We start from the raw sequence: 23,859 nt of genomic DNA on the forward strand, positions 1-23,859 counted from the left end.
GGTCGTACGACCTCGGGGGCGCTTTTTTGGTGTGGTGGCGGGTCAGCCGGTGTTGCGCAGGCCGGCTGCCACGCCGTTGACGGTGAGGAGCAGGGCGCGGGAGAGCAGCGGGTCGGGGCTCACGCCGGCGGCGGCGGCGTCGCGCTGCCGCTTGAGCAGGGCGACCTGGAGGTAGGAGATCGGGTCCAGGTAGGCGTCGCGGATGGTGAAGGTCTGCTTGAGGACGGGCTGGGCGTCGAGCAGTTCCTGTTCGCCGGTGACCCGGAGGACCTCGCGGACGGTCAGCTCGTGTTCGGCCTTGATGGTGTCGAAGACGTGCTTGAGGTTGTCGGGGACGAGGGTGTCGACGTAGTGCTGGGCGATCCGCAGGTCGGTCTTGGCGAGGGTCATCTCGACGTTGGAGATGAAGTTGCGGAAGAAGTGCCACTGCTGGTGCATCTCGTCGAGGACGGTGTCCAGGCCGGCTTCGCGCAGGGCCTTGAGGCCGGAGCCGACGCCGAACCAGCCGGGGACGATCTGCCGGGACTGGGTCCAGCCGAAGACCCAGGGGATGGCGCGCAGGCCGTCGAGCGAGACGCCGGAGCCGGGGCGGCGGGAGGGCCGGGAGCCCAGGTGCAGGTCGGCGAGCTGGTCCACCGGTGTCGACGCGAGGAAGTACGTCGGCAGGTCGGGGTCCTCGACCAGGCGGCGGTAGGCGGCGTGGGCTGCGTCGGAGACGACGTCCATGGCCGCGTCCCAGCGGGCGAGGGCCTCGTCGGACTGGCGGGGCGCGGTGTGCAGGGCGGAGGCCTGGAGGGTGGCGGCGACGGTCAGTTCCAGGTTCTCCCGGGCGAGGGAGGGGATGAGGTACTTGTCGGAGATGACCTCGCCCTGCTCGGTGACCTTGATCTCGCCTTCGAGGGTGCCCCAGGGCTGGGCGAGGATGGCGTCGTGGGAGGGGCCGCCGCCGCGGCCGACGGTGCCGCCGCGGCCGTGGAAGAGGCGCAGGCGGACGCCGTAGCGGTGGGCGACGTCGCGCAGCCGGCGCTGGGCGCGGTGGATCTCCCACTGGCTGGTGGTGATGCCGCCGAACTTGGAGGAGTCGGAGTAGCCGAGCATGACCTCCTGGACGTCGCCGCGCAGCGCGACCAGGCGCCGGTAGGACGGGTCGGAGAGCATGTCCTCCAGGATGGTGTCGGCGGCCTTCAGTTCGTCGGTGGTCTCCAGGAGGGGGACGATGCCGATCTTGGCCCAGCCGGCGTGGAGGTCGATGAGTCCGGCCTCGCGGGCGAGGACGGCGGCGGCGAAGACGTCGTCGGCGCCCTGGCACATCGAGATGATGTAGGACTCGATGACTTCGGGGCCGAAGACCTCCAGGGCCTTCTTGACGGTCTCGAAGACGCCGAGGGTCTTTTGTCCGGGGGCGTCGACGGGTGCCGGGGTGGGGGCGAGGGGGCGCCGGGAGCGGAGTTCCTTGGCGAGGAGCCTGGCCCGGTAGTCGCGGGGCATGTCGGCGTAGCGCCAGGACTCCTCGCCGAGCCGGTCGAAGAGCTGGCCGAGGGCGTGGTGGTGGGCGTCGGCGTGTTCGCGGACGTCCATGGTGGCGAGCTGGAGGCCGAAGGCGGCCAGGGTGCGGATGGTGCGGGCGAGGCGGCCGTCGGCGAAGAGGCCGCCGCGGTGTTCGCACAGGGAGGTCTGGATGATCCGCAGGTCGTGGAGGAGTTCGCTGGTGCCGAGGTAGTCGTGGCCGTCCTCGTGCGGGGTGCCCTTGGCGAGGCGCTGCTTGGTGTTCTCCAGCTTCTGCCGGATGCAGGTGGCCTTGAGCCGGTAGGGCTCCTCGGCGTTGAGGCGCTTGTAGCGGGGGCTGATCTCGGGGAGCCGGTCCAGGTCGGCCTGGAGGGAGTCGAGCAGTTCCTGGGTGGCGCCGGCGTAGCGGATGGAGTTGGAGAGCAGGCCGCGCAGCTCGTCGATCGTGTCCAGGGCGTCGTTGATGCCGTGCTCGTGCTGGAGGATGAGGACGTCCCAGGTCACCTGGGGGGTGACGTTGGGGTTGCCGTCGCGGTCGCCGCCGATCCAGGTGCCGAAGGTGAGGGGGCGGGTGTCGTCGGGCAGCTTGACGCCGACGCGCTCCAGTTCCGCGGTGAGGTCCTCCAGGACGTCGCCGACGGCGTCGGCGTGCAGTTCGTCCAGGTAGTAGATGGCGTTGCGGGCCTCGTCGGCGGGTTCGGGGCGTACGACGCGCAGTTCGTCGGTCTGCCAGACGAGGTCGATGTTCTCGGCGAGGCGGACGTCGTGGCGGCGGCGGTCGCTGTCGAGGACGGGGGTGTCCAGGAGCGCGGCGATGCGCCGGAGCTTGTTGAGGACGGACCGGCGGGCGGCCTCGGTGGGGTGTGCGGTGAAGACCGGGCGGACGTTGAGGTTGCGGACGGTCTGCCTCAGGTGCTCGGGGTCGGCGTCCTTGAGCCGGTCGGCGGTGCGGGAGAGCAGGCCGCCCTCGGCGGCGCGACGGGCGCGCAGTTCCCGGCCTCGGTGCACCTGTTCGGTGATGTTGGCGAGGTGGAAGTAGGTGGAGAAGGCGCGGACCAGCTTGGCCGCGGTCTCCAGTTCGGTGCCGCGCAGCAGCTCGGCGGCGGCCTCGCCGTCCTCGCGGGTGAGGCGGCGGACCTTTTCGACCAGTTCGAGGAGCTCGGGGCCTTCCTGCCGGACGAGGGTCTCTCCGAGGAGATCACCCAGCCGGCGGATGTCGGCGCGCAGCTCGCTGCTGGTCGTGGTGGTCTGGTCGTCGGCACTGCTCACAGGTGCGGCTCCTTGCAGTGTTGAAGCTCGTCTGGGAGGGAACCCGGCCGGCTGCCAGGCGGCGTGGCGCCGCATACGGGCCGGTGCGTCCGGGAAGGAAACTTCAGCGGACCGCGCTGTCCGACCGACTCCAAGGATAGGTGGCCATGTGGACGCGCAGGGTCTGGGGCTCTTGCCGCGGCACGTGGCGCTGCCATACTTACGAAGCCGTAGGTTACGGAACCGTAGGGAAGGACCGTCGAGTCCCGCTCGGTCCCGGAGACCCGGCATCTGCCTCGACCATCGACCCCACAGGGGACGCGCATGACCTCAAGTTCCGATGTGATCGAAGAAGCCCGTAAGGCCACCGACACACCCCCTCCCTCCGCCACGCTGGGCGGTGAGCAGAAGCGTTCGATCGAGCAGATCACGTTGCTCCTGTTCATCGTCGTGCCCTTCGTGGCACTCGTGGCGGCCGTGCCGCTGGCCTGGGGCTGGGGGGTGAGCTGGCTCGATCTGGGCCTGCTGGTCTTCTTCTACTTCCTCGGGTGCCACGGCATCACCATCGGTTTCCACCGGTATTTCACCCACGGCTCGTTCAAGGCCAAGCGGCCGCTCAGGATCGCGTTGGCGATCATGGGTTCCATGGCGGTCGAGGGTCCGCTGGTGCGCTGGGTGGCCGACCACCGCAGGCACCACAAGTTCTCCGACGCCGAGGGCGACCCGCATTCCCCCTGGCGGTTCGGGGAGACGCTCCCCGCGCTGGTGAAGGGCCTGTGGTGGGCGCACATCGGCTGGATGTTCGACGAGGAGCAGACTCCGCAGGACAAGTACGCGCCGGACCTGATCAAGGACAAGGCGATCCGGACGATCTCCCGCCAGTTCGTGCTGTGGACCGCGCTGTCCCTGGCCCTGCCCCCGCTGATCGGGGGGCTGGTGACGATGTCCTGGTGGGGCGCGGTCACCGCGTTCTTCTGGGGGTCACTCGTGCGGGTGGCGCTGCTGCACCACGTGACCTGGTCGATCAACTCGATCTGCCACGCGGTCGGCAAGCGGCCGTTCAAGTCGCGGGACCGCTCGGGCAACGTGTGGTGGCTGGCGGTCCTGTCCTGCGGGGAGTCCTGGCACAACCTGCACCACGCCGACCCGACCTCCGCGCGGCACGGTGTGATGCGCGGCCAGATCGACTCCTCGGCGCGGTTCATCCGTATCTTCGAGGCGTTCGGCTGGGCGTACGACGTGCGCTGGCCGTCACGCTCGCGTATCGATTCGCGCCGCAGCGCCGATGAGGGCGGCTCCCGGCGCCGGAAGGAGACCGCGAAGGCGGCATGATTGACGCCGTGGCGACCGACTCCAGCAGCACTTCAGGCAACGACAAGCAGCGGCGGACCCGCCGGACCCGTATGACCGGTGCCGAGCGCCGCCAGCAGTTGCTGGAGATCGGTCGCACCCTCTTCGCGGCGAAGGGCTTCGAGGGCACGTCGGTGGAGGAGATCGCGGCGAAGGCCGGGGTGTCCAAGCCGGTGGTGTACGAGCACTTCGGCGGCAAGGAGGGGCTGTACGCGGTGGTGGTGGACCGTGAGATGCGGCGCCTGCTGGACATGGTGACGAGTTCCCTGACCGCCGGCCACCCCCGCGAGCTGTGCGAGCAGGCGGCGTTCGCGCTGCTGGACTACATCGAGGAGTACACGGACGGCTTCCGCATCCTGGTCCGTGACTCCCCCATCCCCCAGTCCACGGGGTCCTTCGCCTCGCTGATCTCCGACATCGCCACGCAGGTGGAGGACATCCTGGGCCGCGAGTTCAAGTCCCGCGGCTTCGATCCCAAGCTGGCCCCGCTGTACGCCCAGGCCCTGGTCGGCATGGTCGCTCTGACCGGCCAGTGGTGGCTGGACGTGCGCCGTCCGAAGAAGGCGGAGGTGGCGGCCCATCTGGTGAACCTGGCCTGGCACGGCCTGGACGGGCTGGAGCCGAAGCCGCGGCTGATAGGGCACCGGAAGGCGTAGGGCGGGTCAGCGGGGCTGGAGGAACTCCAGGCGGTTGCCGACGGGGTCCTCGGTGTGGAAGCGCCGGTGGCCGGGGAGGCGGTCGTCCCAGGTGACCGGGGCTCCGTGGGCGGCCAGCCGGGCCGCGTAGGCCTCGATGCCGGTGACCCGCAGCCCCGGGTGGGCCTTCTTCGCGGGACGGAAGTCCGTCTCGACGCCCAGGTGGAGCCGGACGAACCCCGCCTCGAACCAGCAGCCGCCGCGTGCGGCGAGCGCGGGGGGCTTGGGCACCTCGGTCATGCCGAGGACATCGACGTAGTACGACCGCAGCGCGGGCTCCGAGCCGGGCGGTGCGGCCAGTTGCACGTGGTCGACGGCGACCAGCACTCCCCTCACTCCCCCTTCACCGCGACGGCGAACAGCCGCCGGAAGGGCAGGACGGTCCCGTACGGTGCGCTCGGGTACGCCTTCCGCAGCAGGTCCCGGTACTCGGTGAGGAACGCGTCGCGGGCCTCGGTGTCGTCGGCGAGGGCGGTCAGGGCGGGGCGCAGGCCGGTGCCCTTGACCCAGTCGAGGACGGGGTCCTCACCGGGCAGGACGTGGAAGTACGTCGTCTGCCACACGTCGGTGGCGCAGCCCAGGCGGGTGAGGCGGTCCAGGTAGGCGCCGGGGGCGGGGACGGAGTCGGTGCGGCGCAGCACTCCTGCGAGGCGGCCGCGCCAGCGGGGGGTGTCGGCGAGGTCCCGCATGAGGGCGTGCAGCGGGGCGTCGATGTTGTCGGGGACCTGGAAGGCGAGGGTGCCGCCGGGGGCGAGGGCGGCGGTCCAGTCGGGGAAGCGGTCGGTGTGGCCCGGCACCCACTGGAGGGTGGCGTTGGAGACGATCAGGTCGTAGGTCTCGGTGGGCGTCCAGGTGCGCAGGTCGGCGGGGGCGAAGTCCAGGCGGCCGCCGGGCGTGGGGCCCTCGTGGTCGACGTGGGCCCTGTCGAGCATCTCGGGTGAGTTGTCGTAGCCGGTGATGTGGGCGGTGGGCCAGCGGTCGGCGAGCAGGGCGGTGACGTTGCCGGGGCCGCAGCCGAGGTCGGCGATGCGGGGGCGGTCGCCGGGGAGTTCCGGGATCCGGGCGAGGAGGTCGGTGAAGGGCCGGGCCCGGTGCCCGGCGTGGCGGAGGTACTGGGCGGGGTCCCAGCGGGGCGTCGTCATGCCTCCCACTCTCCCCGCCCATTTATCTCGCCGTCAAGACACTCGACATCAAGAGACTTCACGTCGACACAACCACTACACTGATCTCCATGGAGGACGAGGTCGATCGGCTGGTCGCAGCGTGGCGCCGGGAGCGCCCGGACCTCGACGTGGAGCCGCTGGAAGTACTGAGCCGGGTCAGCCGACTCGCCCGGCACCTGGACCGCGCCCGCCGGCTCGCCTTCTCCGAGCACCAGCTGGAGCCCTGGGAGTTCGATGTGCTGACCGCGCTCCGGCGCGCGGGAACGCCGTACCAGCTCTCCCCCGGCCAGCTGCTCACCCAGACCCTGGTCACCTCCGGCACCATGACCAACCGCATCGACCGGCTGGCGAAGAAGGGCCTGGTGGAGCGGCTGCCCGACCCGAGCGACCGCAGGGGCGTCCTCGTCCGGCTGACCGACGAGGGCCGCGACCGCGCCGACCAGGCACTGGCGGGCCTGCTGGAGCAGGAGCGGGCCATCCTCGGCGAGCTCTCCCGCGCCCAGCGCGCCGAACTGGCCGGCCTGCTGCGCCAGCTGACCGCCCCGTTCGACAACATCCCCGGCTGAGGGCGCGGAGCGCACCCGGCCGCACCGGGGCCCGCTCTGTGCCCCTCCGCTCACGTGAGCGGGTCAGGCACTGTTCGTCTCCTCCGGCACGACCCGCCCGGCGGACCCCAGCTCCGCCGGGCCGACGCCCGCCCGTCTGGCCAGGGCGACGGCGGCCAGGGTGGAGTGGACGCCCAGTTTGCCGAGGACGTTCTGCATATGGGTGCGGACGGTGTGCGGGGAGAGGAACAGCCGCTCGGCGACGGCCTTGCGGCCGAGCCCGGCGACCATGCAGCGCAGCACCTCCCGTTCCCTCGGGGTGAGGGACTCCACCAGCCGCTCGCTCTCGGTGCGGTGCCTGCGGGCCGCCGTCAGCTCCTTCAGCACCCCGGTGAGCAGCGCGGGCGGCAGATGGGTCTCGTCGCGCAGCACCCCCCGGATCACCGTCAGCAGCCGCGACAGCGAGCAGTCCTTGGCGACCCAGCCGGAGGCCCCGGCCTGCAGCGCGAGGGCCGCGCGGCGCGGGTCGTCCTTCTCGGCGAGGACGACGATCCGTACGGCGGGCTGGGCCGCGCGGACCCCGGTGACCAGCGAGATGCCGTCGACCAGGCCCTCCTCGTCGCCCTCCTGCACGGGTACGGCCGGACGGACACCGGGGAGCCGGCCGCCGAGGTCGGCGTCGACCAGCAGCACGTCGTAACGTCTGCCGTCTCCGGCCGCGCGCTCCAGACAGCGCAGCGCGGCAGGACCGCTGCCGGCCGCGGCGACGTCGACGTCGGGCTCGGCGGCCAGCGCGGCGGCGAGCGACTCGGCGAAGATGCGGTGGTCGTCCACGACCAGGACTCGGGTGCGAATCACGTAACCCCCTTCCCCGGGCTCCGCGCGGAGCAGGGGATACCAAGTCCGGAAGGCTCCGGAAACAGGCCGGCCCGGACGAATCCGGAGGATCCGGAGGACGACGACCAATACGGGTACGACACCCACGGACAAGGACGCGCGCCGCACGGCCGCCGCCGTTGCGGAGACTGCCACCCCTCCGCGGGTGCCGTACCCGCCTGTCTCGCCCCCTGATGCGGCACCGGCCCCCACCGGTGCTGTTCCACAGAGTACGGATGGGAGCACGCAGCGGAAGCAGATTTACAGAACTGGCCGTCCGGCACGTTTATCGTGTGCCGCATGTTTCGTATTGAGGCGGAAGTCGACAAAGCCCGACGTGATCTGCTCCGTTCCCGGCTGCGGGACACCAACACGTCGGCGTCCCCGGTGCTCGCGGCCCTGCGCGGCACGCCCGGCGAACGCGAGGCCCCCCTCCACGTCTGGGCGCTGGACCCCGCCGGCGACCTGGCGGGCGGCCTGGTCGGCCACACCTGGACGACCTGGCTGCACATCACCTACCTGTGGGTCGACACCGCCCACCGCGGCACCGGCCTGGGCACCCGTCTGCTCACCGAGGCCGAACGCCTCGCCACCACCGACCGCGGCTGCACCGCCTCCCGCCTGGAGACCTGGGACTTCCAGGCGCCGGAGTTCTACCGGAAACAGGGCTACGAGGTGGTGTGCGTGATCCCCGACTACCCGCCGGGGATCACGGAGTACACACTGACGAAACGCCTGGCCTGAACGGGTCTCAGACCACCCGGCGGCCCCGGGGCCGTCCGGGCGGGTGCGGAAGTCGTCCTCCGTCAGCGGTCGTAGCGCGGCAGCTGCGCGGGGAAGCCCCCCGGCCCCTTGCACTCGGCCAGGTCAAAGGCGTGGCGGGTGAGCTGATAGGCGAAGTCGGTCAGGGCCTGACGCAGGGCCGCGCCTGAGACCCTGCTTTTCCCGGTGACACTGGCCTCCGCCACCAGGGCACGGGGCCCGGACGTGCCGTCCGCCCCTTCCTTGGGGCCCTTCGGCTCACAGGGCACGTACACGGAAGCGACGCCGTGGTCGGCGTCGACCTGCGCCAGTCCTGCCACCCGGCCCGCCGAGGTCCGCACGACAGCGGTGCCCGCGGAACCGCTGTAGCCGTCCACCCAGTCGGCCTCGGACGACTCCCGTAGGTTCACCCCTCCCGACAGAATCGAGTGATCGCTGGTCGAGACACGACAATCGAACATGAACTCGCGACCGCCGCCACCTTGGTGATCCGCCCATTCGTCCGCTGCGCGCGCCCGCGGCAGAGTGCGGATGACGAGATCTCGCTGGACGGAAGCCTCGCAGACCTTGTCCGGGAGCAGATACAGCCCTTTCACGAAGAACAGGAAGAGACCGCCGCACACCAGCGCGAGGACCGTCACCGCGATAAAGAACGCTCGTACGGAGTAGACCCGCTTCACAGGGCGGCCCTTCCCCGGACGGGCAGATCCTGTCTCAGCCATACTTCACCTTCGAGCGGTTCAGGTAGTAGTCGGCATCCTTCCAGCCGTCATTGACGGCCTGCCCCACGGAGTCGTCGATCTCGTCCTTCGGCAGGTGCACGTGGTTACGCGCCAAGGCGTCGTCCACCGACCAGATCGTCTGCTGGCTGACCGAGTCCCGCATCGCGAACAGATCCTTGCTGGAGTAGTACAGCCCCTGATCCTCGGCACCCTTCATCTGCTGCTCGTCGAGCAGACGGTCGACGGCAGCACCGGCAACGGCCCCGGCTCCACCCCCGATCACGGACCCCATGACATCGCCGCCGTACTGCGCCGGGACCTTGAGGCCGGTCAAGCCGATCGAGACCCAGGTCTTAGCGAAGTCCCCCTTGGCCTTGAGCTCTTCGTTGAACTCCTTCTCGCCGTCGATGGCCTTGCCGACTTCCGAGTTCGCCGCGGAATGCCCGACGATCCCCTCGATGATGCCGGCGTTCCTGCCGATGTCATTGAGAACCTGTTTCTGATCGCCGTCGAACAGATCGGGGTTCGACAGGTGCTCCTGCAAGAGACTTCCGGTGTAGATGCTCTCGCCATAAATGATCCCTGCCCGCCCGGCGGGGTCAGCGGCGGTGGCCGACAGGAAACGCGTGACGTCCGTGAGATTGAGACCTCTTGGGGTCTCACTGTTGGTGAGGAAGACGGCCTCACTCTCCGGTCCCTTGATGGCGCAGCTGATTTCCGGCATGTACGCGGCGGCCATGTCCCCGAAACTCCCACCGAGCCCCTTGGACACCAGGTCCCCGCCACCGTTGGGATCGGCCACCGCCTGCATGATGTTCGCCATGATCTTGACCTGGGCCGCGCTGTGCGGTGGGGCCCCGGAGTAGGTGTCGCCGTCGGCGACCCCGGTGACCGCGCTCTCCAGGGCGCGCCCGAGGGACTCTCCCCGGTCGGTGTACTTGGTCGTGGCGAGCATGTGGTCAAGGTCTGGCTTGGACTCGAAGGCGTGCTCGGCAGCCTCGGGGTTGTGGGAAAGGCCGTCGAACAGTCCCTCCAGCGGGTCCCGGCCGTTGCCGTCACCGAAGATCAGATCCAGGCCGTCGTACCCCTTGACCCACCGGTCGTCCGTGTTCGAGCCCCCCGCTCCCCTGTCCGCCTTGAAGAGGTCCTTGCGGTAGTCGTCGAGGAACTCCGTGTCGTACTGGCCGTCGCGCATGAGGCTGCTGATGACCTGGTAGCCGAGCGCGCCGATCGGGCTGGGTGACTTGGGATCGCGGAAGTTGGTGGTGGTCTCGGCGAGAAGGTCCTTCTTCCACCCCCGCATCGCGTCCGTGTCCGAGAAGGTCGCCGTGGCCAGGGTCAAGCTGAGGTTGGTCTGCAGATCCTTCATCGCCTGGAGTTCCGAGCCCTTGGCACCGGCGTGGGAATGGGCCATGTCGACCCAGAACTGAAGCGTCCCCTTGGCCCCCAGGCGGGTCGCGAACTGTTCCGCGAAAAGGGGGTCGTCGTGGTATTTCGCCATCTCGCGGTTGAAGGCGGCGGTGTCGTCGAGGGACATGTCGTCGGGGTGTTTGGCCATCTTCGCGAGCTTCTCCGCCGCGGCGACGGCCTGGACCGCGTCGTCCCGGTTCTCGTACGAGGCGTCGGAAAAACCGTACTTGGCTTGGTCGACAAGGAGTTTGAGCACCTTCGCCGCGCTGTTGTCGCTCTCCGTCGCCTTGCTCAGAATGCCCTGAATCTCGTTACGGAAGGCGTCGACCACCTTCTGGTCCGTCGCGCCGGTGTTCCCGCTGGGGTCGGACGTCCAGTCCGGGCGGGTGTTGCCCATGACGGAGAACGTGCCGTCATGGTTGTCGATCACAGTCAGGTTCTTGTCATTGGCCCGCTTGATCGCGTCGTTGAGTTGGGTGCGGAAGCTGATGAGTTCGCCATGCGTGTCATTGAGAATCTTGGTGATGGAGTCGGCCTGTGTGTGCGCGTCGGCGAACTCTGCGGCGGTCTTGGCGATGAACTCCCGGCTGACGGACGCGTTGACTCCCGCCCACTTGGCTTTGTCAGCTTTCCCCTTGAGGTTGTCCTCGGCGTCCTTCTTCAGGTCGGCGAGTTTCTTCGTCATCTGTTCCCAGTCGGTGACGGCTTCGCCGAGCTTGGAGAAGTTGCCGTGGCGCAGTGCGTCGAGGTCCATCGGCGTCAGTGGCCCTTCCGGTCGTCGAAGCCCTCGTCGAGCGCCGAGATGCTGCTAACCGAGCCGGCGATGTAGGAGTCGTCGGCATCGTGCCGGTTCTTGGTGTAGCGCAGGTGGTTGGAGATGTGCGCGCAGGCGTCCAGCAGGGTCTTCGTCTGCTCGCTCCATCGCTGCGTCACATGCTCCAGCGCGTCTCCCAGGGCGAAACCCTCGCCCTTGAGTCCGCCCGCCGCCGCCTCGGAGGTGACGCGCGCGTGCCCGCTGTAGGTCGTGAAGTGGTCGAACAGCTCATGGGCCGCCTTACCGACCGCTTCGAGGTCTTTGTGCCCTACGACAAGGTCTCCCTTGCTGCTGCCCCCGCCCTGGTCGGCCGGGTACTGATTGAGCTGCATGCGTGTGGAATGCCGATCGGCCGCCTGGGCCTTCAGCTGGTCCCACTCCTCCCACGCCATTTGTGGCCTCCCCGCCTCTCCTGGTGCACAGCCGGGCACGGCGGTGACGGGCGTGTACATTACCGCCGGGCCGCGGCAAGTCACGCGGCGGGCAGGGACCTTCGCCTTTCGAGCGCGGTGCCGGTGACGACATCGGCCCCGTACACGGTGACCGCGTACGGGGCCGGTAGGGACGACGAGCGTCAGACCACCCGGCAGGCCCCCGCCGACGGCACTGCCTCGAAGACGCGGGGCGGGGTGAAGGCCGCTGCCGCGAAGGCCTCCTCGATCGTCTTGGTGAGGGTGTCGACGTCGGCCGCCTCCGCCAGGACGATCGCCGAGCCGCCGAAGCCGCCGCCCGTCATGCGGGCGCCGAGGGCGCCGTGGGTGAGGGCGGTGTCCACGACCAGGTCCAGCTCCGGGCAGGAGATGCGGAAGTCGTCGCGGAGGGAGGCGTGGCCCTCGGTGAGGACCGGGCCGATGGAGCGGGGGTCGCCGGCGCGGAGCAGGGCCACCGTGCGTTCGACCCGCTGGTCCTCGGTCACCACGTGCCGCACGAGGCGGATCACCTCCTCCTCGTCGCCGAGGCGGGCGAGGGCCGTGTCCAGGCCGTCGTAGGGGATGTCCCGCAGGGCGTCGATGCCGAGCAGGGCCGCGCCCTTCTCGCAGCCGGCCCGGCGCCTGCCGTACTCGCCGCCGCTGTGGGCGTGCTTGACCTGGGTGTCCACGACCAGCAGACGCAGGCCCTCGGCCGCGAGGTCGAACGGGATCTGCTGCTGGGACAGGTCGCGGGTGTCCAGGAACAGGGCGTGGCCCCGCGCGCAGCAGGCCGACGCCGTCTGGTCCATGATCCCGGTCGGCGCGCCGACGTAGACGTTCTCGGCGCGCTGGCACAGGCGGGCCAGTCTCCAGCGCTGGAGGCCCAGGTCGTACAGGTCGTTCAGGGCGAGGGCGGTCACGACCTCCAGGGCGGCCGAGGAGGAGAGGCCGGCGCCCGTCGGGACCGTCGAGGACAGGTGGACGTCCGCGCCGGTGATCTCGTGGCCCGCCTCGCGCAGGGCCCAGACCACGCCCGCCGGGTACGCCGTCCAGTCGTGGTCGGTGCCGGGGGCGAGGGCGTCCAGGCGCAGTTCCGCGATGCCGCCCTCGATGTCCGCCGAGTGCAGGCGCAGGACGCCGTCGGTGCGGCGGGAGACCGCCGCGAGTGCCTGGTGCGGCAGCGCGAACGGCATGACGAAGCCGTCGTTGTAGTCGGTGTGCTCGCCGATCAGGTTGACCCGGCCCGGCGCCGCCCACACCCCCTCCGGCTCCGTCCCGTACAGCTCGGCGAAGCGCTCGGCGACCTGCTGTGCCCCCACTACTGCTCCCTTGCGATGCTCTGCGCGAACTCCCACGCGTCCGCGACGATGCCCGCGAGGTCCGCGCGGGTCGGGTTCCAGCCCAGTTTCTCGCGGGCGGTGTCCGCGGAGGCGACCAGGACGGCGGGGTCGCCGCCCCGGCGCGGGGCGGTCGCTTCCGGGATCGGGTGGCCGGTGACCTCGCGGGCGGTCTCGATGACCTCGCGGACGGAGAAGCCGTTGCCGTTGCCGAGGTTGCAGATCAGGTGTTCGCCCGGCCGGGCGGCCGTCAGCGCCAGCAGGTGGGCCTCGGCCAGGTCGGCGACGTGGATGTAGTCGCGGACGCAGGTGCCGTCGGGGGTCGGGTAGTCGTCGCCGTAGACCGAGATGGCGTCGCGGCGGCCCTGGGCGACCTGGAGGACCAGCGGGATGAGGTGCGACTCGGGGTCGTGGCGCTCGCCGTGCGCGCCGTACGCCCCGGCGACGTTGAAGTAGCGCAGCGACACCGCGGCCAGGCCGTGGGCGACCGCCTCGCTGGTGATCATGTGGTCGACGGCGAGCTTGGAGGCGCCGTAGGGGCTGGTGGGACGGGTCGGGGCGGTCTCCGGGATCGGGGTCTGCTCCGGCTCGCCGTAGGTGGCCGCGGTGGAGGAGAACACCAGCGTGCGGACGCGGGCCTCGCGCATCGCGGCGAGCAGCGCCATGCTGCCGCCGACGTTGTTCTCCCAGTACTTCTCCGGCTTCACCACCGACTCTCCGACCTGCGAGAACGCGGCGAAGTGCAGCACGCCGTCGAAGGAGGGGTCGAGCCACTTGGCGGCGTCGCGGATGTCGCCCTCGACGAACGCGGCACCCGCGGGCACGCCCGCGCGGAAGCCCGTGGAGAGGTTGTCGAGGACGGTGACCTCGTGGCCGGCCTCCAGCAGGTGCTGGGCCACGACACTGCCGACGTATCCTGCCCCACCCGTCACCAGGTACTTCATGAACTCGCTACCTCTCGCAGTCGCTCGGCCGCGCGCTCCGGCGGCACGTCGTTGATGAACACGTTCATGCCGGACTCGGAACCCGCGAGAAACTTCAGCTTGCCGGAAGTGCGGCGGATGGTGAAAAGCTCGAGGTGCAGCGCGAAGTCGTCACGCGTCACGCCGTCGAACTCCTCCAGCGCGCCGAACGGGGCCTGGTGCCAGGCCGCGATGTACGGCGTCGGAGCCTCACCCGTGCCGAAGATCCGGTCGAAGCGCCTCAAGAGTTCCAGATACACCTGGGGGAACTCTGTGCGTGCCGCCTCGTCCAGCGCGAGCAGATCGGGCACGCGGCGCTTCGGGTACAGGTGGACCTCGTAGGGCCAGTGCGCCGCGTACGGCACGAAGGCCGCCCAGTGTTCACCCTCAAGGACGACCCGCTCACCGGCGAGTTCCCGCGCGAGGACCGCGTCGAACAGGTTCTCGCCGCCGGTGGCCTCCTTGTGGGCGGCGAGCGAGCGGAGCATCAGCGCGGTGCGGGGGGTGGTGAAGGGGTAGGCGTAGATCTGTCCGTGCGGGTGGCCGAGGGTCACTCCGATCTCGGCACCGCGGTTCTCGAAACAGAACACCTGCTCGACGGAGGGCAGATGCGACAGCTCCGACGTGCGGTCCGTCCACGCGTCCAGCACCAGCCGCGCCTGGTCCTCGGTGAGGCCGGCGAAGGAGGCGTCGTGGTCGGAGGTGAAGCAGACGACCTCGCAGCGGCCGGAGTCGCCGGCGAGGGAGGGGAACCGGTTCTCGAAGACGACGACGTCGTACGAGGAGTCGGGGATCTCGCTGAGCCGGTCGCCCCGCGTGGGGCACAGGGGGCACTCGTCGGCCGGCGGGTGGTAGGTGCGGCCCTGGCGGTGGGAGGCGACGGCGACGGAGTCGCCGAGCAGCGGGTCGCGGCGGATCTCGGACGTGGTGACCGTACGGTCCAGCGGGCGCCGGTCGACCGCGTCGCGCACGGTGTCGTCCCGCAGGTCGTAGTAGATCAGCTCACGACCGTCGGCCAGCCGGGTCGAGGTCTTCTTCACGCCGGACTCCTTGTTCGGGCCCCACGGGTGCGGCCGCACTGCCCTCACCCCATCACTCAACACAATCAAACATAACAGATCACACTCCGACACCCCCCTGGTCGATCACAATCAAACAAAGAACACCAGCAGGAGTGTTCAAATACTGAACACGACGGCGTAGGTTCCGCTCTGGATCAGTTCGCGCAACGAAGCGAGTTCTCATGCAAACCCCCACAGACGCCCCCGCCTACCTGGCGGCGGAGCTACGGCTCCCCACCAACTGGCTGGACTACACGATCCTGGCGATCTACTTCGTCGTCGTCCTCGGCATCGGCTTCGCCGCCCGGCGCTCGGTGAAGACCAGCCTCGACTTCTTCCTGTCCGGACGCTCGCTGCCCGCGTGGATCACCGGTCTGGCCTTCATCTCGGCGAACCTGGCCGCCACCGAGATCCTCGGCATGGCCGCCAACAGCGCCCAGTACGGCGCCTACACCGTCCACTGGTACTGGGTCGGCGCCATCCCCGCCATGGTCTTCCTCGGCCTGGTGATGATGCCCTTCTACTACGGCAGCAAGGTCCGCTCGGTCCCCGAGTTCCTGCTGCTGCGCTTCGACCGGGCCGCCCACCTGCTCAGTTCGGTCCTGTTCGCGTTCGCCGCCATCCTCATCGCGGGCGTCAACCTCTACGCCCTCGCGATCGTCGTCGAGGCCCTGCTCGGCTGGCCGCAGTGGGTCGCCATCGTGGTCGCCGGCGCCTTCGTCCTCGCGTACATCACCCTGGGCGGCCTGTCCTCGGCGATCTACAACGAGGTCCTCCAGTTCTTCGTGATCCTCGCCGCGCTCATCCCGATCACGATCCTCGGCCTGAAGAAGGTCGGCGGCTGGGGCGGGCTGACCGACAAGCTCACCGCGACCCACGGTGCCGACTTCACCACGGCCTGGGGAGGCACCGGCATCGGCCAGGCCAACCCGCTCGGCGCCAACTGGCTCACCATCGTCCTCGGCCTCGGCTTCGTGCTCTCCTTCGGCTACTGGACCACCAACTTCGCCGAGGTGCAGCGCGCCCTGTCCGCGAAGAACCTCTCGGCGGGTCAGCGCACGCCGCTCATCGCGGCCTACCCCAAGATCTTCATCGTCTTCCTGGTCATGATCCCGGGCCTGGTCGCCGCCGCGCTGATCCCGAAGTTCGGAACCGCCGGCTCCGGCTACCAGTACAACGACGCCATCCCCTACCTGATGCAGGAACTGCTGCCCAACGGTGTGCTCGGCATCGCCGTCACCGGTCTGCTGGCGGCCTTCATGGCCGGTATGGCGGCGAACGTGTCGTCGTTCAACACGGTGTTCACCAACGACATCTGGGCCAAGTACGTGGTGCGCGGCCGGGAGGACGCCTACTACGTGCGGTTCGGCCGGCTGATCACCGCGATCGGCGTCGCCGCCTCGGTCGGCACGGCGTTCCTGGCGTCCTCGTTCTCCAACATCATGAGCTACCTGCAGACGCTGTTCTCCTTCTTCAACGTGCCGATGTTCGTCGTGTTCATCGTCGGCATGTTCTGGAAGCGGGCGTCCGCGAAGTCCGGGTTCTGGGGCCTGCTCGCCGGCACCGTCACCGCGATGGTCAACTACTTCGTGCTGTACAAGAAGGGCATCATCTCGATCCCCACCGACCAGGGCGCCAACTTCGTCTCCGCGATCGCGGGCTTCGTCGCCGGCGCGGTGGTGATGGTCGCGGTGTCCCTGTTCACCAAGCCGAAGCCGGCGGAGGAACTGCAGGGCCTCGTCTACGGCACCCGCTCCCCCGGCATGTCCGAGCCGCCCGCCGAGGGCGACGACGCGTGGTACCGCAAGCCGGCCCTGCTGGGCTGGGGCGCGGTCGTTCTCGCCGCCGCCTGCTACATCCCGTTCTCGTTCTGACGCGGGAGGATCGAGGAAACCATGACCGAGCACCCTGAGCGCCCCGACCGTCACCGCTACACCGAGGAGGAGGTGGCGCGGCAGGTCTCCGAGCTGGAGACCAAGTCCGCGACGGCGGCACGGATCTTCGACCTGCGCCGCATCATCGGCGGACTGTTCGTCGTCTACGGCGTCATCGTCACGATCACCGGGATCACCGACTCCCAGGCCGCGATCGACAAGGCCGAGGGCGTCAACATCAACCTGTGGACCGGGATCGGCATGCTGCTCCTGGGCATCTTCTTCCTGGCCTGGCTGAAGCTCCGGCCCACGCCTCCGCCGCTGCCTCCGGAGGGGCTGCCGGAGGAGCGGGCGGAGTAACACGCCGGCTGCGGGGGGCGCGGGGCTGGACGTCCGCGCCTCCTGCGGGACGCCTAGGGCGAGCCGGAGTCCAACGGACCCGCGCGGTCCAGCAGGCCCGTCCTGGCGGCCAGCGCCGCCGCCTCCAGCCTGGACCCCACCCCCAGCTTCATCAGGACCCGCTGGACATGCGTACGGGCCGTGCTCGGGGCGATGCCCATGCCCGCCGCGATCCGCCGTGTGTCCTCGCCGTCGGCCACCCGGACCAGCACCTCCACCTCCCGCGGCGTGAGCATCTCCAGCAGCCGTTGCGCCTCGTCGTCGGGCTGCGCGGCCGGGTTCAGCAGTTCACCGAAGGCGCCCTGCAGCAGCAGCGGGGCCACCGCCGCCTCCCCGGCCCGGGCCTTCATGATGGCCCGCTCGACCCCCTCGATCCGCTCGTCGTGCCGCACGTACCCCGACGCCCCCGCGGCGAAGGCCGCCGCGATCCCGCGCGGCGACGGCACCGGGCCCAGCACCAGCACCGCCACCTGCGGACGCTCCCGCTTGATCTTCACGACCGGGTCGAAGGCCCCGGGCTCGGCCGGTGCCGCCGTACCCAGCAGGCACACCTCGGGCGCCCGCGCGATCACCAGGTCCGCCGCCCCCGCCGCCGGCGCCGCCGAGGCGACCACCCGGTGCCCGCGCAGCTTGAGCGCCGACGCCAGCGCCTCCGCCAGCAGCCGATGGTCGTCCACGACCATGAGCCGCACTCCCATACACCAACCCCCCAGTCCCCCCGGCACCCCCGCCCTTCATGCCCCCGGAAGCTACACGCTTGTTCGACGTGGCGCTGCCCCTCTTCATGAGAAGTGCCCCGGATCGATGAAATCCGGGGCACTCCTCGGCAAGTCACCCATTCGGGCGAGTCCGGCGAACGGTGGGGCGCGGGCGTCAGCCGCCGGTGCCGAACGCCATCACCAGGTACTCCTTGCTGGAGGACGACATGTCCCGCTCCTTGGCCCACACGGCGGACATGTACAGCCGCCCCTTGCCGAAGAGCAGCTCGGAGTACTCCGGCAGCAGGTTGGCCTCCGAGTCCCGCACGCTCTTCACCGACGGGTTCTCCAGCAGCTTGGTCGCCTTGAACGAACCGCCGTCGAGGCTGACGACCTGGCCGCCCTTGTTGTAGGGCGGCGCCTTGTAGGCGAGCAGGTTGCGGCCGTCCAGGCGCAGCGGGGAGAGGGTGTAGCCGTCACCGGCCTCGGCGCGCTGGCCGGTGGGCTTGCCGGTCTTCAGGTCGAAGGAGACGATCTCGTTGGTCCGGGTGTAGTCGCCCGAGCCGTCGTGCGGCTCGGTCATCAGGTACAGCCTGCCGTTGCCCGCCACGACCTGCTTGCAGTCCTCGATCCGGGTGATGCCGTCGCAGCGGCCGCCGTAGGTGTCGCCGGGTGCGGGGATGCGGGCGAGCAGCTTGCCGGTCTTGTCGTCGATGGAGAAGTAGTCCGAGACACCGCTGCCGTCGCCCGCGCTCTGTCCGACGTCCGCCGCGACCACCAGCGGGTCGGTGGAGACGATGGAGGGGTAGTCGACGCCGGCCGGCATCCGGTACTCGGAGATCACCTCGCCGCCGGCCGGGTCGATGGTCTGGATGTTCAGCTGCGGGTTGTCGTACTCGCCGCACTTGCGCACCGCGACCAGCCGGGTGCCGCCGGCGTACCCCACGTCACGGCAGGTGTCGTCCGGCTTCGGCTGCCACAGCGCCTTGCCGGAACCGATGTCGAACGCGGCGCCGCCGTCGGAGCTGCCGACCGCGACGGTGTGCTGGGCGACCGTCACGTTCTGGAAGGTGATCGGGAAGTCACCGGACTCGACGGTCTTCGTCCACAGCTTCTTGCCCGCGGCGAGGTCGATCGCCGCGATCTGGCTGCAGCCCGCGGTGGAGCCCTTCGCGGGCATCTTCGGCTGGAAGGTGATCGCGGTCAGGCCGTCGGAGGTGACGTGGTGGCTGCCCGCGCAGATCGGGCCGGGCAGCTTGATCGTCCACCGCTCGGTGCCCTTGGCCGGGTCGTAGCCGACGATCTCGGCGATGCCGCTCTTGGCGTAGACGGTGTCCGTCAGCCAGGAGCCCACGGTGCTGGTCGTGTCGTCCGCCTTGGGCAGCGGCACCTTGAAGAGCACCTTGGCGGCCGGGTCGGCCGGCGCCTTCTCCTTGCCGCCACCGCCGCCGGTGCCACCGGAGCCGTCCTTGCCGCCAGAGCCGCCGCTGGAGGAGGCGGTGTCGTGCTGCTTGCCGTCGTCACCGGAGGACTTGGCGTACCAGATGCCGCCGCCGACGATCAGCGCGATGGCGACGACCGCCGCGACGACGATGAGCAGTACGGCGTTGTTCCGGCCGCCGCCGCCCGGCACCGGCTGCGGCTGCATCGGCACGCTCGGCGGCAGGCCCTGGCCCGGATGGCCGTACCCCGGCTGCCCGCCCGGCATGGGCTGCGTGGGCTGCGCGTAGGGGTTGTGCGGCTGGGCGCCGTAGCCCGGGGGCGGCGCCGCGGGCTGGGTCGGGGGCTGCTGGGCGTACGGGTTCGGCTGCGCGCCCGGGTAGCCGTAGCCGGGCTGCGGCTGGGTGGGCGGCTGCGGGGGCGGGGCCTGCGGGTAGCCGTACCCCGGCTGCGGCGGCGGGCCGGCCGGCGGGTTCGGCGGCTGGCTCGGGGGCTGGTGGGGCGGCTGACTCGGGGGTTGCTGGGGCGGCGGGGGCGGCTGGGTCATGGTCCGGGTACCTCGGGGACGCTCGGGAGGCCGTACGGCGACGGCGGGCTCGGGAGGAACGGGCTGGGGCCGGGCGGGCGGGCCGGGCTCAGTCGCCGAAGGCCATCATGAGCTTCTCCTTGGAGTCGTCGTCGCCGGACAGCCGGCCGGAGGAGATGAACAGCCGCCCGCCGCTCCAGTCGACGACGCCGTCGTAGAAGGCGTTCTCCGCGCCGGCGGCGCCCTGCGGGTTCTGCAGCAGCCGGGTCGTCTTGTGGGAGGAGCCGGCGACCGGCACCGACACCACCTGGCCGCCCGTGTCGTACGACGGCTGCACATACGCGACGAGCTTGCCGTCCTCGACCTTCACCGGCGCCATCGGCCGGTCCGTCGGGGAGCCGACGCGCCACTTCGCCTTGCCGTCGGCGAGGCTGATCGCGACGATCTCGTTGGCGCTGACGGTGGAGTCGGTGGGCAGGTACAAGGTGTCCTTGTCGACCGCGACACCCTGGCAGCCCTGCAACTCCCGCTCCAGGACGGCCCAGCCGCAGCGGGGCGCGAACTTCTCGTTCACCTTGACCTCGGAACGGAACTTGCCGTTCTTGTCGAAGGTGGAGATGTTCCAGGCCTTCTTGTCCCGGTTGGTCAGGTAGACCACGAGCGGGTCGACCGAGTACGTCCGGGTCACCTCCCAGCCCTTCTTGACGGTCTGGGTCCAGCGCACCTTGCCGGTGGCCGGGTCGAGCTCCTGGATCTCCTCGTGCTCCTTGCCGGTGCCGGCGCCGCAGGAGGCCACCTGGATCAGCCGGCCGGTGCTGCCGGCGAAGGCGGCCGGGAAGCAGGCCGCGCCGTACTTCTTCTTGTCGTACAGCTTCTTGCCGGTGCCGATGTCGTACGCCGTGCCCGACTGCGAACGGCCCACCATCAGCGTCTTCCCGCTGACCGTGAGTTCGACGGACATCGCGCTGTCGAACAGCCCGCCGTCGGCGACCTCGGCGGTCCAGCCCTTCTCGCCGGTGCGCAGGTCCAGCTGCTGGAGCTGGTTGCACTTGGCGCGGTCGCCGCCGCCGTTCATGTACGCCACGACGACCTTGTCGTCGGCCGACTTCTGCGGGGTGGCCGCGCAGATCTTCTGCGGGAAGGACAGCGGGCCCCAGGCGGTGCCGCCGTCTGCGGTGCGGAAGGCGAAGACCTGCTTGTACGCCGCCTTCACCGCCGTGTCGCCGGTGATCCACGTGCCGGGTGCGTCGGCACCGGAGGCCGGGGCGTCCGGTGCCGGCTTGTACCAGAGCACCTTCGCCTCGCCGGCCTGGCGGTCCTTGTTGAGGTTCTCCGGGTCCTCGCCGCCGGACGCCGTCGGCGAGGAGGTGGCGGAGTGCTTGGAGTCGTCGCTGTGCCGGGCGACGGGCTTCTTCTCGCCGCCGCCGTCGTCGCCGCCTCCGGACACCGCGAACACCGTGCCGCCGATGACGAGCAGCGCGGCCACCGCGGCACCGATGATCAGCGCCGTCTTCTTCCGGGAGCCCTGCGGGCCGGGGACGGGACCGCCGGGCGCACCGCCGGGCATGCCCGGGTACGGCGGCTGCTGCGGGTGGCCGTAACCGGGCTGCGGGGCGCCGTACGGGCCCGGCTGCTGCGGATGGCCGTAGGGACCGGGGGCGGCGCCGTACGGACCCGGCTGCTGCGGGTAGCCGTAACCCGGCTGCGGCGGCTGCGGGGGCGTGGCGGGCGGCTGGGGAGCGCCGAAACCGCCCTGCGCGGGCGGGGTCTGCGGGGCCGGGCCGAAACCGCTCTGCGCGGGTGGCGTCTGCGGGGGCGGACCGAAACCACCGCCCTGCGGCGGCTGGTCCTGCGGCGCTCCGAACCCGCCCTGCGGCGGCTGGTTGGGCGGCTGAGTCATCAGCGCTCTTCCCCCTCGTTCACTGATTTTTAGCCACGCCCTGAGGTTCGTGACGGACCCAAGGTCGCTTTACAGACAGTTCTCAGACGGCTCTTTCTATCACCCGGCACAGACAGCACACGGGGCCGCGTCCTCCCCTGTTCCCAAGGGAGGACCGGCCCGTGATGCCGTTGTTATGCGCCTTCACGCCCCCTTCACGCGACGGGCGTCAGGCGTCCTCCGCCAGTTCCAGCCAGCGCAGTTCCAGTTCCTCGCGCTCCCCGGCCAGGTCCCGCAGCCGGGCGTCGAGTTCGGCCACCTTCGCGAAGTCGGTCGCGTTGTCGGCGATCTGGGCGTGCAGCGCGGACTCCTTCTCGGAGATCTTGTCCAACTGCCGCTCGATCTTCTGGAGTTCCTTCTTCGCGGCCCGCTGGTCGGCGGCGCTCTTCTCCGCGGTGGCCGGCTTCGGTGCCACGGCGGCGGTCTGCGCGGAGACCGCCTCCTCCATGCGCCGGCGCCGCTCCAGGTACTCGTCGATGCCGCGCGGCAGCATCCGCAGGGTGCCGTCGCCGAGGAGGGCGAACACCCGGTCCGTGGTGCGCTCCACGAAGAACCGGTCGTGGGAGATGACGATCATCGAGCCGGGCCAGCCGTCGAGGACGTCCTCCAGCTGGGTGAGGGTCTCGATGTCGAGGTCGTTGGTGGGCTCGTCCAGGAAGAGGACGTTGGGCTCGTCCATGAGCAGCCGCAGCAGCTGCAGCCGGCGCCGCTCACCACCGGACAGGTCGCCGACCGGCGTCCACTGCTTCTCCTTGGTGAAGCCGAACGTCTCGCACAGCTGCCCGGCCGTCATCTCACGCCCCTTGCCGAGGTCGACGCGCTCGCGGACCTGCTGTACGGCCTCCAGCACCCGCAGGGCCGGGTCGAGTTCGGCGACCTCCTGGGACAGGTAGGCCAGCTTGACGGTCTTGCCCACGGCGATACGGCCACCGGCGGGCTGCTCCTCGCCCTCGCTGCGGGCCGCGGCGGCCATGGCCCGCAGCAGCGAGGTCTTCCCGGCGCCGTTGACCCCGACGAGACCGATCCGGTCGCCCGGTCCGAGCTGCCAGGTGACGTGCTTCAGCAGCACCTTCGGACCGGCCTGGACGGTCACGTCCTCCAGGTCGAAGACGGTCCTGCCGAGCCGCGAGGAGGCGAACTTCATCAGCTCGCTGCTGTCCCGGGGCGGCGGCACGTCGGCGATCAGCTCGTTGGCGGCCTCGACCCGGAAGCGCGGCTTCGACGTCCGCGCGGGGGCGCCGCGCCGCAGCCAGGCCAGCTCCTTGCGGATCAGGTTCTGCCGCTTGGCCTCCTCGGTCGCGGCGATCCGCTCGCGCTCCGCGCGCGCGAAGACGTAGTCGGAGTAGCCGCCCTCGTACTCGTACACGTCACCGCGTTGCACGTCCCACATGCGCGTGCACACCTGGTCCAGGAACCACCGGTCGTGGGTCACGCACACCAGCGCCGAGCGCCGGTTGCGCAGGTGCTCGGCGAGCCAGGAGATGCCCTCGACGTCGAGGTGGTTGGTGGGCTCGTCCAGGACGATCAGGTCCTGCTCCTCGATGAGCAGCTTGGCCAGCGCGATACGGCGCCGCTCGCCGCCGGAGAGCGGCCCGATGACGGTGTCGAGGCCCTTCGGGAAGCCCGGCAGGTCCAGCCCGCCGAACAGCCCGGTCAGCACGTCCCGCACCTTGGCGTTCCCGGCCCACTCGTGGTCGGCCATGTCGCCGATGACCTCGTGACGCACGGTGGCGGCCGGGTCGAGGGAGTCGTGCTGCGTCAGCACGCCGAGGCGCAGCCCGCCGGAGTGCGTGATCCGCCCGGTGTCGGCCTCCTCCAGCTTGGCGAGCATCCGGACGAGGGTGGTCTTGCCGTCGCCGTTGCGTCCGACGACCCCGATCCGGTCCCCTTCCGACACGCCGAGCGAGACGCCGTCCAGCAGGGCACGGGTGCCGTACACCTTGCTGACGTTCTCGACATTGACCAGGTTGACGGCCATTTCACTCCTGTGCGCGGGGCTGGACTCGATATGCGGCTCCGCCGCGGGGGTCAGCCTTCTAGCGTAGGGCTTCGGGGCAGGGGGTCGGGGGGTGAGGGGGTGGTCACTCTTTGTGGTGACTCGATCGGGACACGGCCGCTACCG

General features: G+C 70.3%; 20 protein-coding genes. 6 read left to right on the forward strand and 14 right to left on the reverse strand.

Features of this window, described 5'->3' with window-relative positions; translation table 11 throughout:
• Nucleotides 1-42 precede the first annotated feature (42 nt).
• Nucleotides 43-2,775: a phosphoenolpyruvate carboxylase gene (ppc, locus tag ACZ7N4_RS11275; RefSeq protein ID WP_471356497.1), complete on the reverse strand. Its 2,733-nt coding sequence runs from the start codon at nt 2,773-2,775 to the stop codon at nt 43-45.
• 303 nt (nt 2,776-3,078) lie between these two features.
• Here ppc and ACZ7N4_RS11280 point away from each other — a divergent pair, with 303 nt between their 5' ends.
• Nucleotides 3,079-4,086 (forward strand): acyl-CoA desaturase, encoded by a 1,008-nt coding sequence (locus ACZ7N4_RS11280; protein WP_471356499.1) that lies wholly within the window; start codon nt 3,079-3,081, stop codon nt 4,084-4,086.
• The gene (locus tag ACZ7N4_RS11285) at nt 4,083-4,760 is read left to right on the forward strand and encodes a TetR/AcrR family transcriptional regulator (RefSeq protein WP_030778996.1); all 678 of its coding nucleotides are present in this window, start codon (nt 4,083-4,085) and stop codon (nt 4,758-4,760) included. The genes ACZ7N4_RS11280 and ACZ7N4_RS11285 overlap by 4 nt, the downstream gene beginning before the upstream one ends.
• Nucleotides 4,761-4,766: 6 nt before the next feature.
• Here ACZ7N4_RS11285 and ACZ7N4_RS11290 read toward each other — a convergent pair whose 3' ends face one another.
• Nucleotides 4,767-5,126, reverse strand: a complete 360-nt coding sequence (locus ACZ7N4_RS11290) for a VOC family protein (RefSeq protein ID WP_471357122.1) — start codon at nt 5,124-5,126, stop codon at nt 4,767-4,769.
• 5 nt (nt 5,127-5,131) lie between these two features.
• Nucleotides 5,132-5,941 carry a trans-aconitate 2-methyltransferase gene (locus tag ACZ7N4_RS11295; RefSeq protein ID WP_471356502.1) on the reverse strand — a complete coding sequence of 270 codons (810 nt, stop codon included), beginning with the start codon at nt 5,939-5,941 and terminating at the stop codon, nt 5,132-5,134.
• Nucleotides 5,942-6,030: 89 nt separating this feature from the next.
• On the opposite strand from ACZ7N4_RS11295, the gene tamR reads away from it, so the two are divergent.
• Nucleotides 6,031-6,528 carry a MarR family transcriptional regulator TamR gene (gene tamR / locus ACZ7N4_RS11300; RefSeq protein ID WP_189294766.1) on the forward strand — a complete coding sequence of 166 codons (498 nt, stop codon included), beginning with the start codon at nt 6,031-6,033 and terminating at the stop codon, nt 6,526-6,528.
• A gap of 63 nt (nt 6,529-6,591) precedes the next feature.
• On the opposite strand, the gene ACZ7N4_RS11305 is transcribed toward tamR, so the two are convergent.
• Complete coding sequence (locus tag ACZ7N4_RS11305; RefSeq protein WP_471356505.1) at nt 6,592-7,365, reverse strand: LuxR C-terminal-related transcriptional regulator; 774 nt, start codon at nt 7,363-7,365, stop codon at nt 6,592-6,594.
• A gap of 318 nt (nt 7,366-7,683) precedes the next feature.
• On the opposite strand from ACZ7N4_RS11305, the gene ACZ7N4_RS11310 reads away from it, so the two are divergent.
• Nucleotides 7,684-8,127 carry a GNAT family N-acetyltransferase gene (locus tag ACZ7N4_RS11310; protein WP_471356507.1) on the forward strand — a complete coding sequence of 148 codons (444 nt, stop codon included), beginning with the start codon at nt 7,684-7,686 and terminating at the stop codon, nt 8,125-8,127.
• Nucleotides 8,128-8,189: 62 nt separating this feature from the next.
• Here ACZ7N4_RS11310 and ACZ7N4_RS11315 read toward each other — a convergent pair whose 3' ends face one another.
• The 6 genes from ACZ7N4_RS11315 to galT form a co-directional block, all read right to left on the reverse strand.
• Nucleotides 8,190-8,825 carry a hypothetical protein gene (locus ACZ7N4_RS11315; protein ID WP_471356509.1) on the reverse strand — a complete coding sequence of 212 codons (636 nt, stop codon included), beginning with the start codon at nt 8,823-8,825 and terminating at the stop codon, nt 8,190-8,192.
• Between the two features lie 34 nt (nt 8,826-8,859).
• Nucleotides 8,860-11,031, reverse strand: coding sequence for a hypothetical protein (locus tag ACZ7N4_RS11320; RefSeq protein WP_471356511.1), 2,172 nt, complete (start codon nt 11,029-11,031; stop codon nt 8,860-8,862).
• Nucleotides 11,032-11,036: 5 nt separating this feature from the next.
• Nucleotides 11,037-11,483 (reverse strand): hypothetical protein, encoded by a 447-nt coding sequence (locus tag ACZ7N4_RS11325; RefSeq protein ID WP_471356513.1) that lies wholly within the window; start codon nt 11,481-11,483, stop codon nt 11,037-11,039.
• Between the two features lie 182 nt (nt 11,484-11,665).
• Complete coding sequence (galK, locus tag ACZ7N4_RS11330; RefSeq protein ID WP_471356515.1) at nt 11,666-12,820, reverse strand: galactokinase; 1,155 nt, start codon at nt 12,818-12,820, stop codon at nt 11,666-11,668.
• Nucleotides 12,820-13,782, reverse strand: a complete 963-nt coding sequence (gene galE, locus ACZ7N4_RS11335) for a UDP-glucose 4-epimerase GalE (RefSeq protein ID WP_471356517.1) — start codon at nt 13,780-13,782, stop codon at nt 12,820-12,822. The genes galK and galE overlap by 1 nt, the downstream gene beginning before the upstream one ends.
• Nucleotides 13,779-14,840, reverse strand: a complete 1,062-nt coding sequence (gene galT, locus ACZ7N4_RS11340) for a galactose-1-phosphate uridylyltransferase (RefSeq protein WP_471356519.1) — start codon at nt 14,838-14,840, stop codon at nt 13,779-13,781. The genes galE and galT overlap by 4 nt, the downstream gene beginning before the upstream one ends.
• Nucleotides 14,841-15,043: 203 nt before the next feature.
• Here galT and ACZ7N4_RS11345 point away from each other — a divergent pair, with 203 nt between their 5' ends.
• Together ACZ7N4_RS11345 and ACZ7N4_RS11350 are read left to right on the forward strand one after the other, a co-directional pair.
• On the forward strand, nt 15,044-16,735 hold the full coding sequence (locus tag ACZ7N4_RS11345) for a sodium:solute symporter family protein (protein ID WP_471356521.1): 1,692 nt from the start codon (nt 15,044-15,046) through the stop codon (nt 16,733-16,735).
• Nucleotides 16,736-16,756: 21 nt separating this feature from the next.
• Nucleotides 16,757-17,095, forward strand: coding sequence for a hypothetical protein (locus tag ACZ7N4_RS11350; protein ID WP_471356523.1), 339 nt, complete (start codon nt 16,757-16,759; stop codon nt 17,093-17,095).
• Between the two features lie 53 nt (nt 17,096-17,148).
• Here ACZ7N4_RS11350 and ACZ7N4_RS11355 read toward each other — a convergent pair whose 3' ends face one another.
• The 4 genes from ACZ7N4_RS11355 to ACZ7N4_RS11370 form a co-directional block, all read right to left on the reverse strand.
• Nucleotides 17,149-17,832, reverse strand: coding sequence for a helix-turn-helix transcriptional regulator (locus tag ACZ7N4_RS11355; RefSeq protein WP_471356525.1), 684 nt, complete (start codon nt 17,830-17,832; stop codon nt 17,149-17,151).
• A 175-nt stretch (nt 17,833-18,007) separates the two neighbouring features.
• Entirely contained in the window at nt 18,008-19,819 is a 1,812-nt protein-coding gene (locus tag ACZ7N4_RS11360) for an outer membrane protein assembly factor BamB family protein (protein ID WP_471356527.1), read from the reverse strand.
• A gap of 88 nt (nt 19,820-19,907) precedes the next feature.
• Nucleotides 19,908-21,698, reverse strand: a complete 1,791-nt coding sequence (locus ACZ7N4_RS11365) for an outer membrane protein assembly factor BamB family protein (protein ID WP_471356531.1) — start codon at nt 21,696-21,698, stop codon at nt 19,908-19,910.
• Nucleotides 21,699-21,906: 208 nt separating this feature from the next.
• The gene (locus tag ACZ7N4_RS11370) at nt 21,907-23,715 is read right to left on the reverse strand and encodes an ABC-F family ATP-binding cassette domain-containing protein (RefSeq protein WP_471356534.1); all 1,809 of its coding nucleotides are present in this window, start codon (nt 23,713-23,715) and stop codon (nt 21,907-21,909) included.
• Nucleotides 23,716-23,859: the final 144 nt, after the last annotated feature.

The sequence above is a fragment of the Streptomyces sp. NPDC107654 genome, assembly GCF_055639035.1.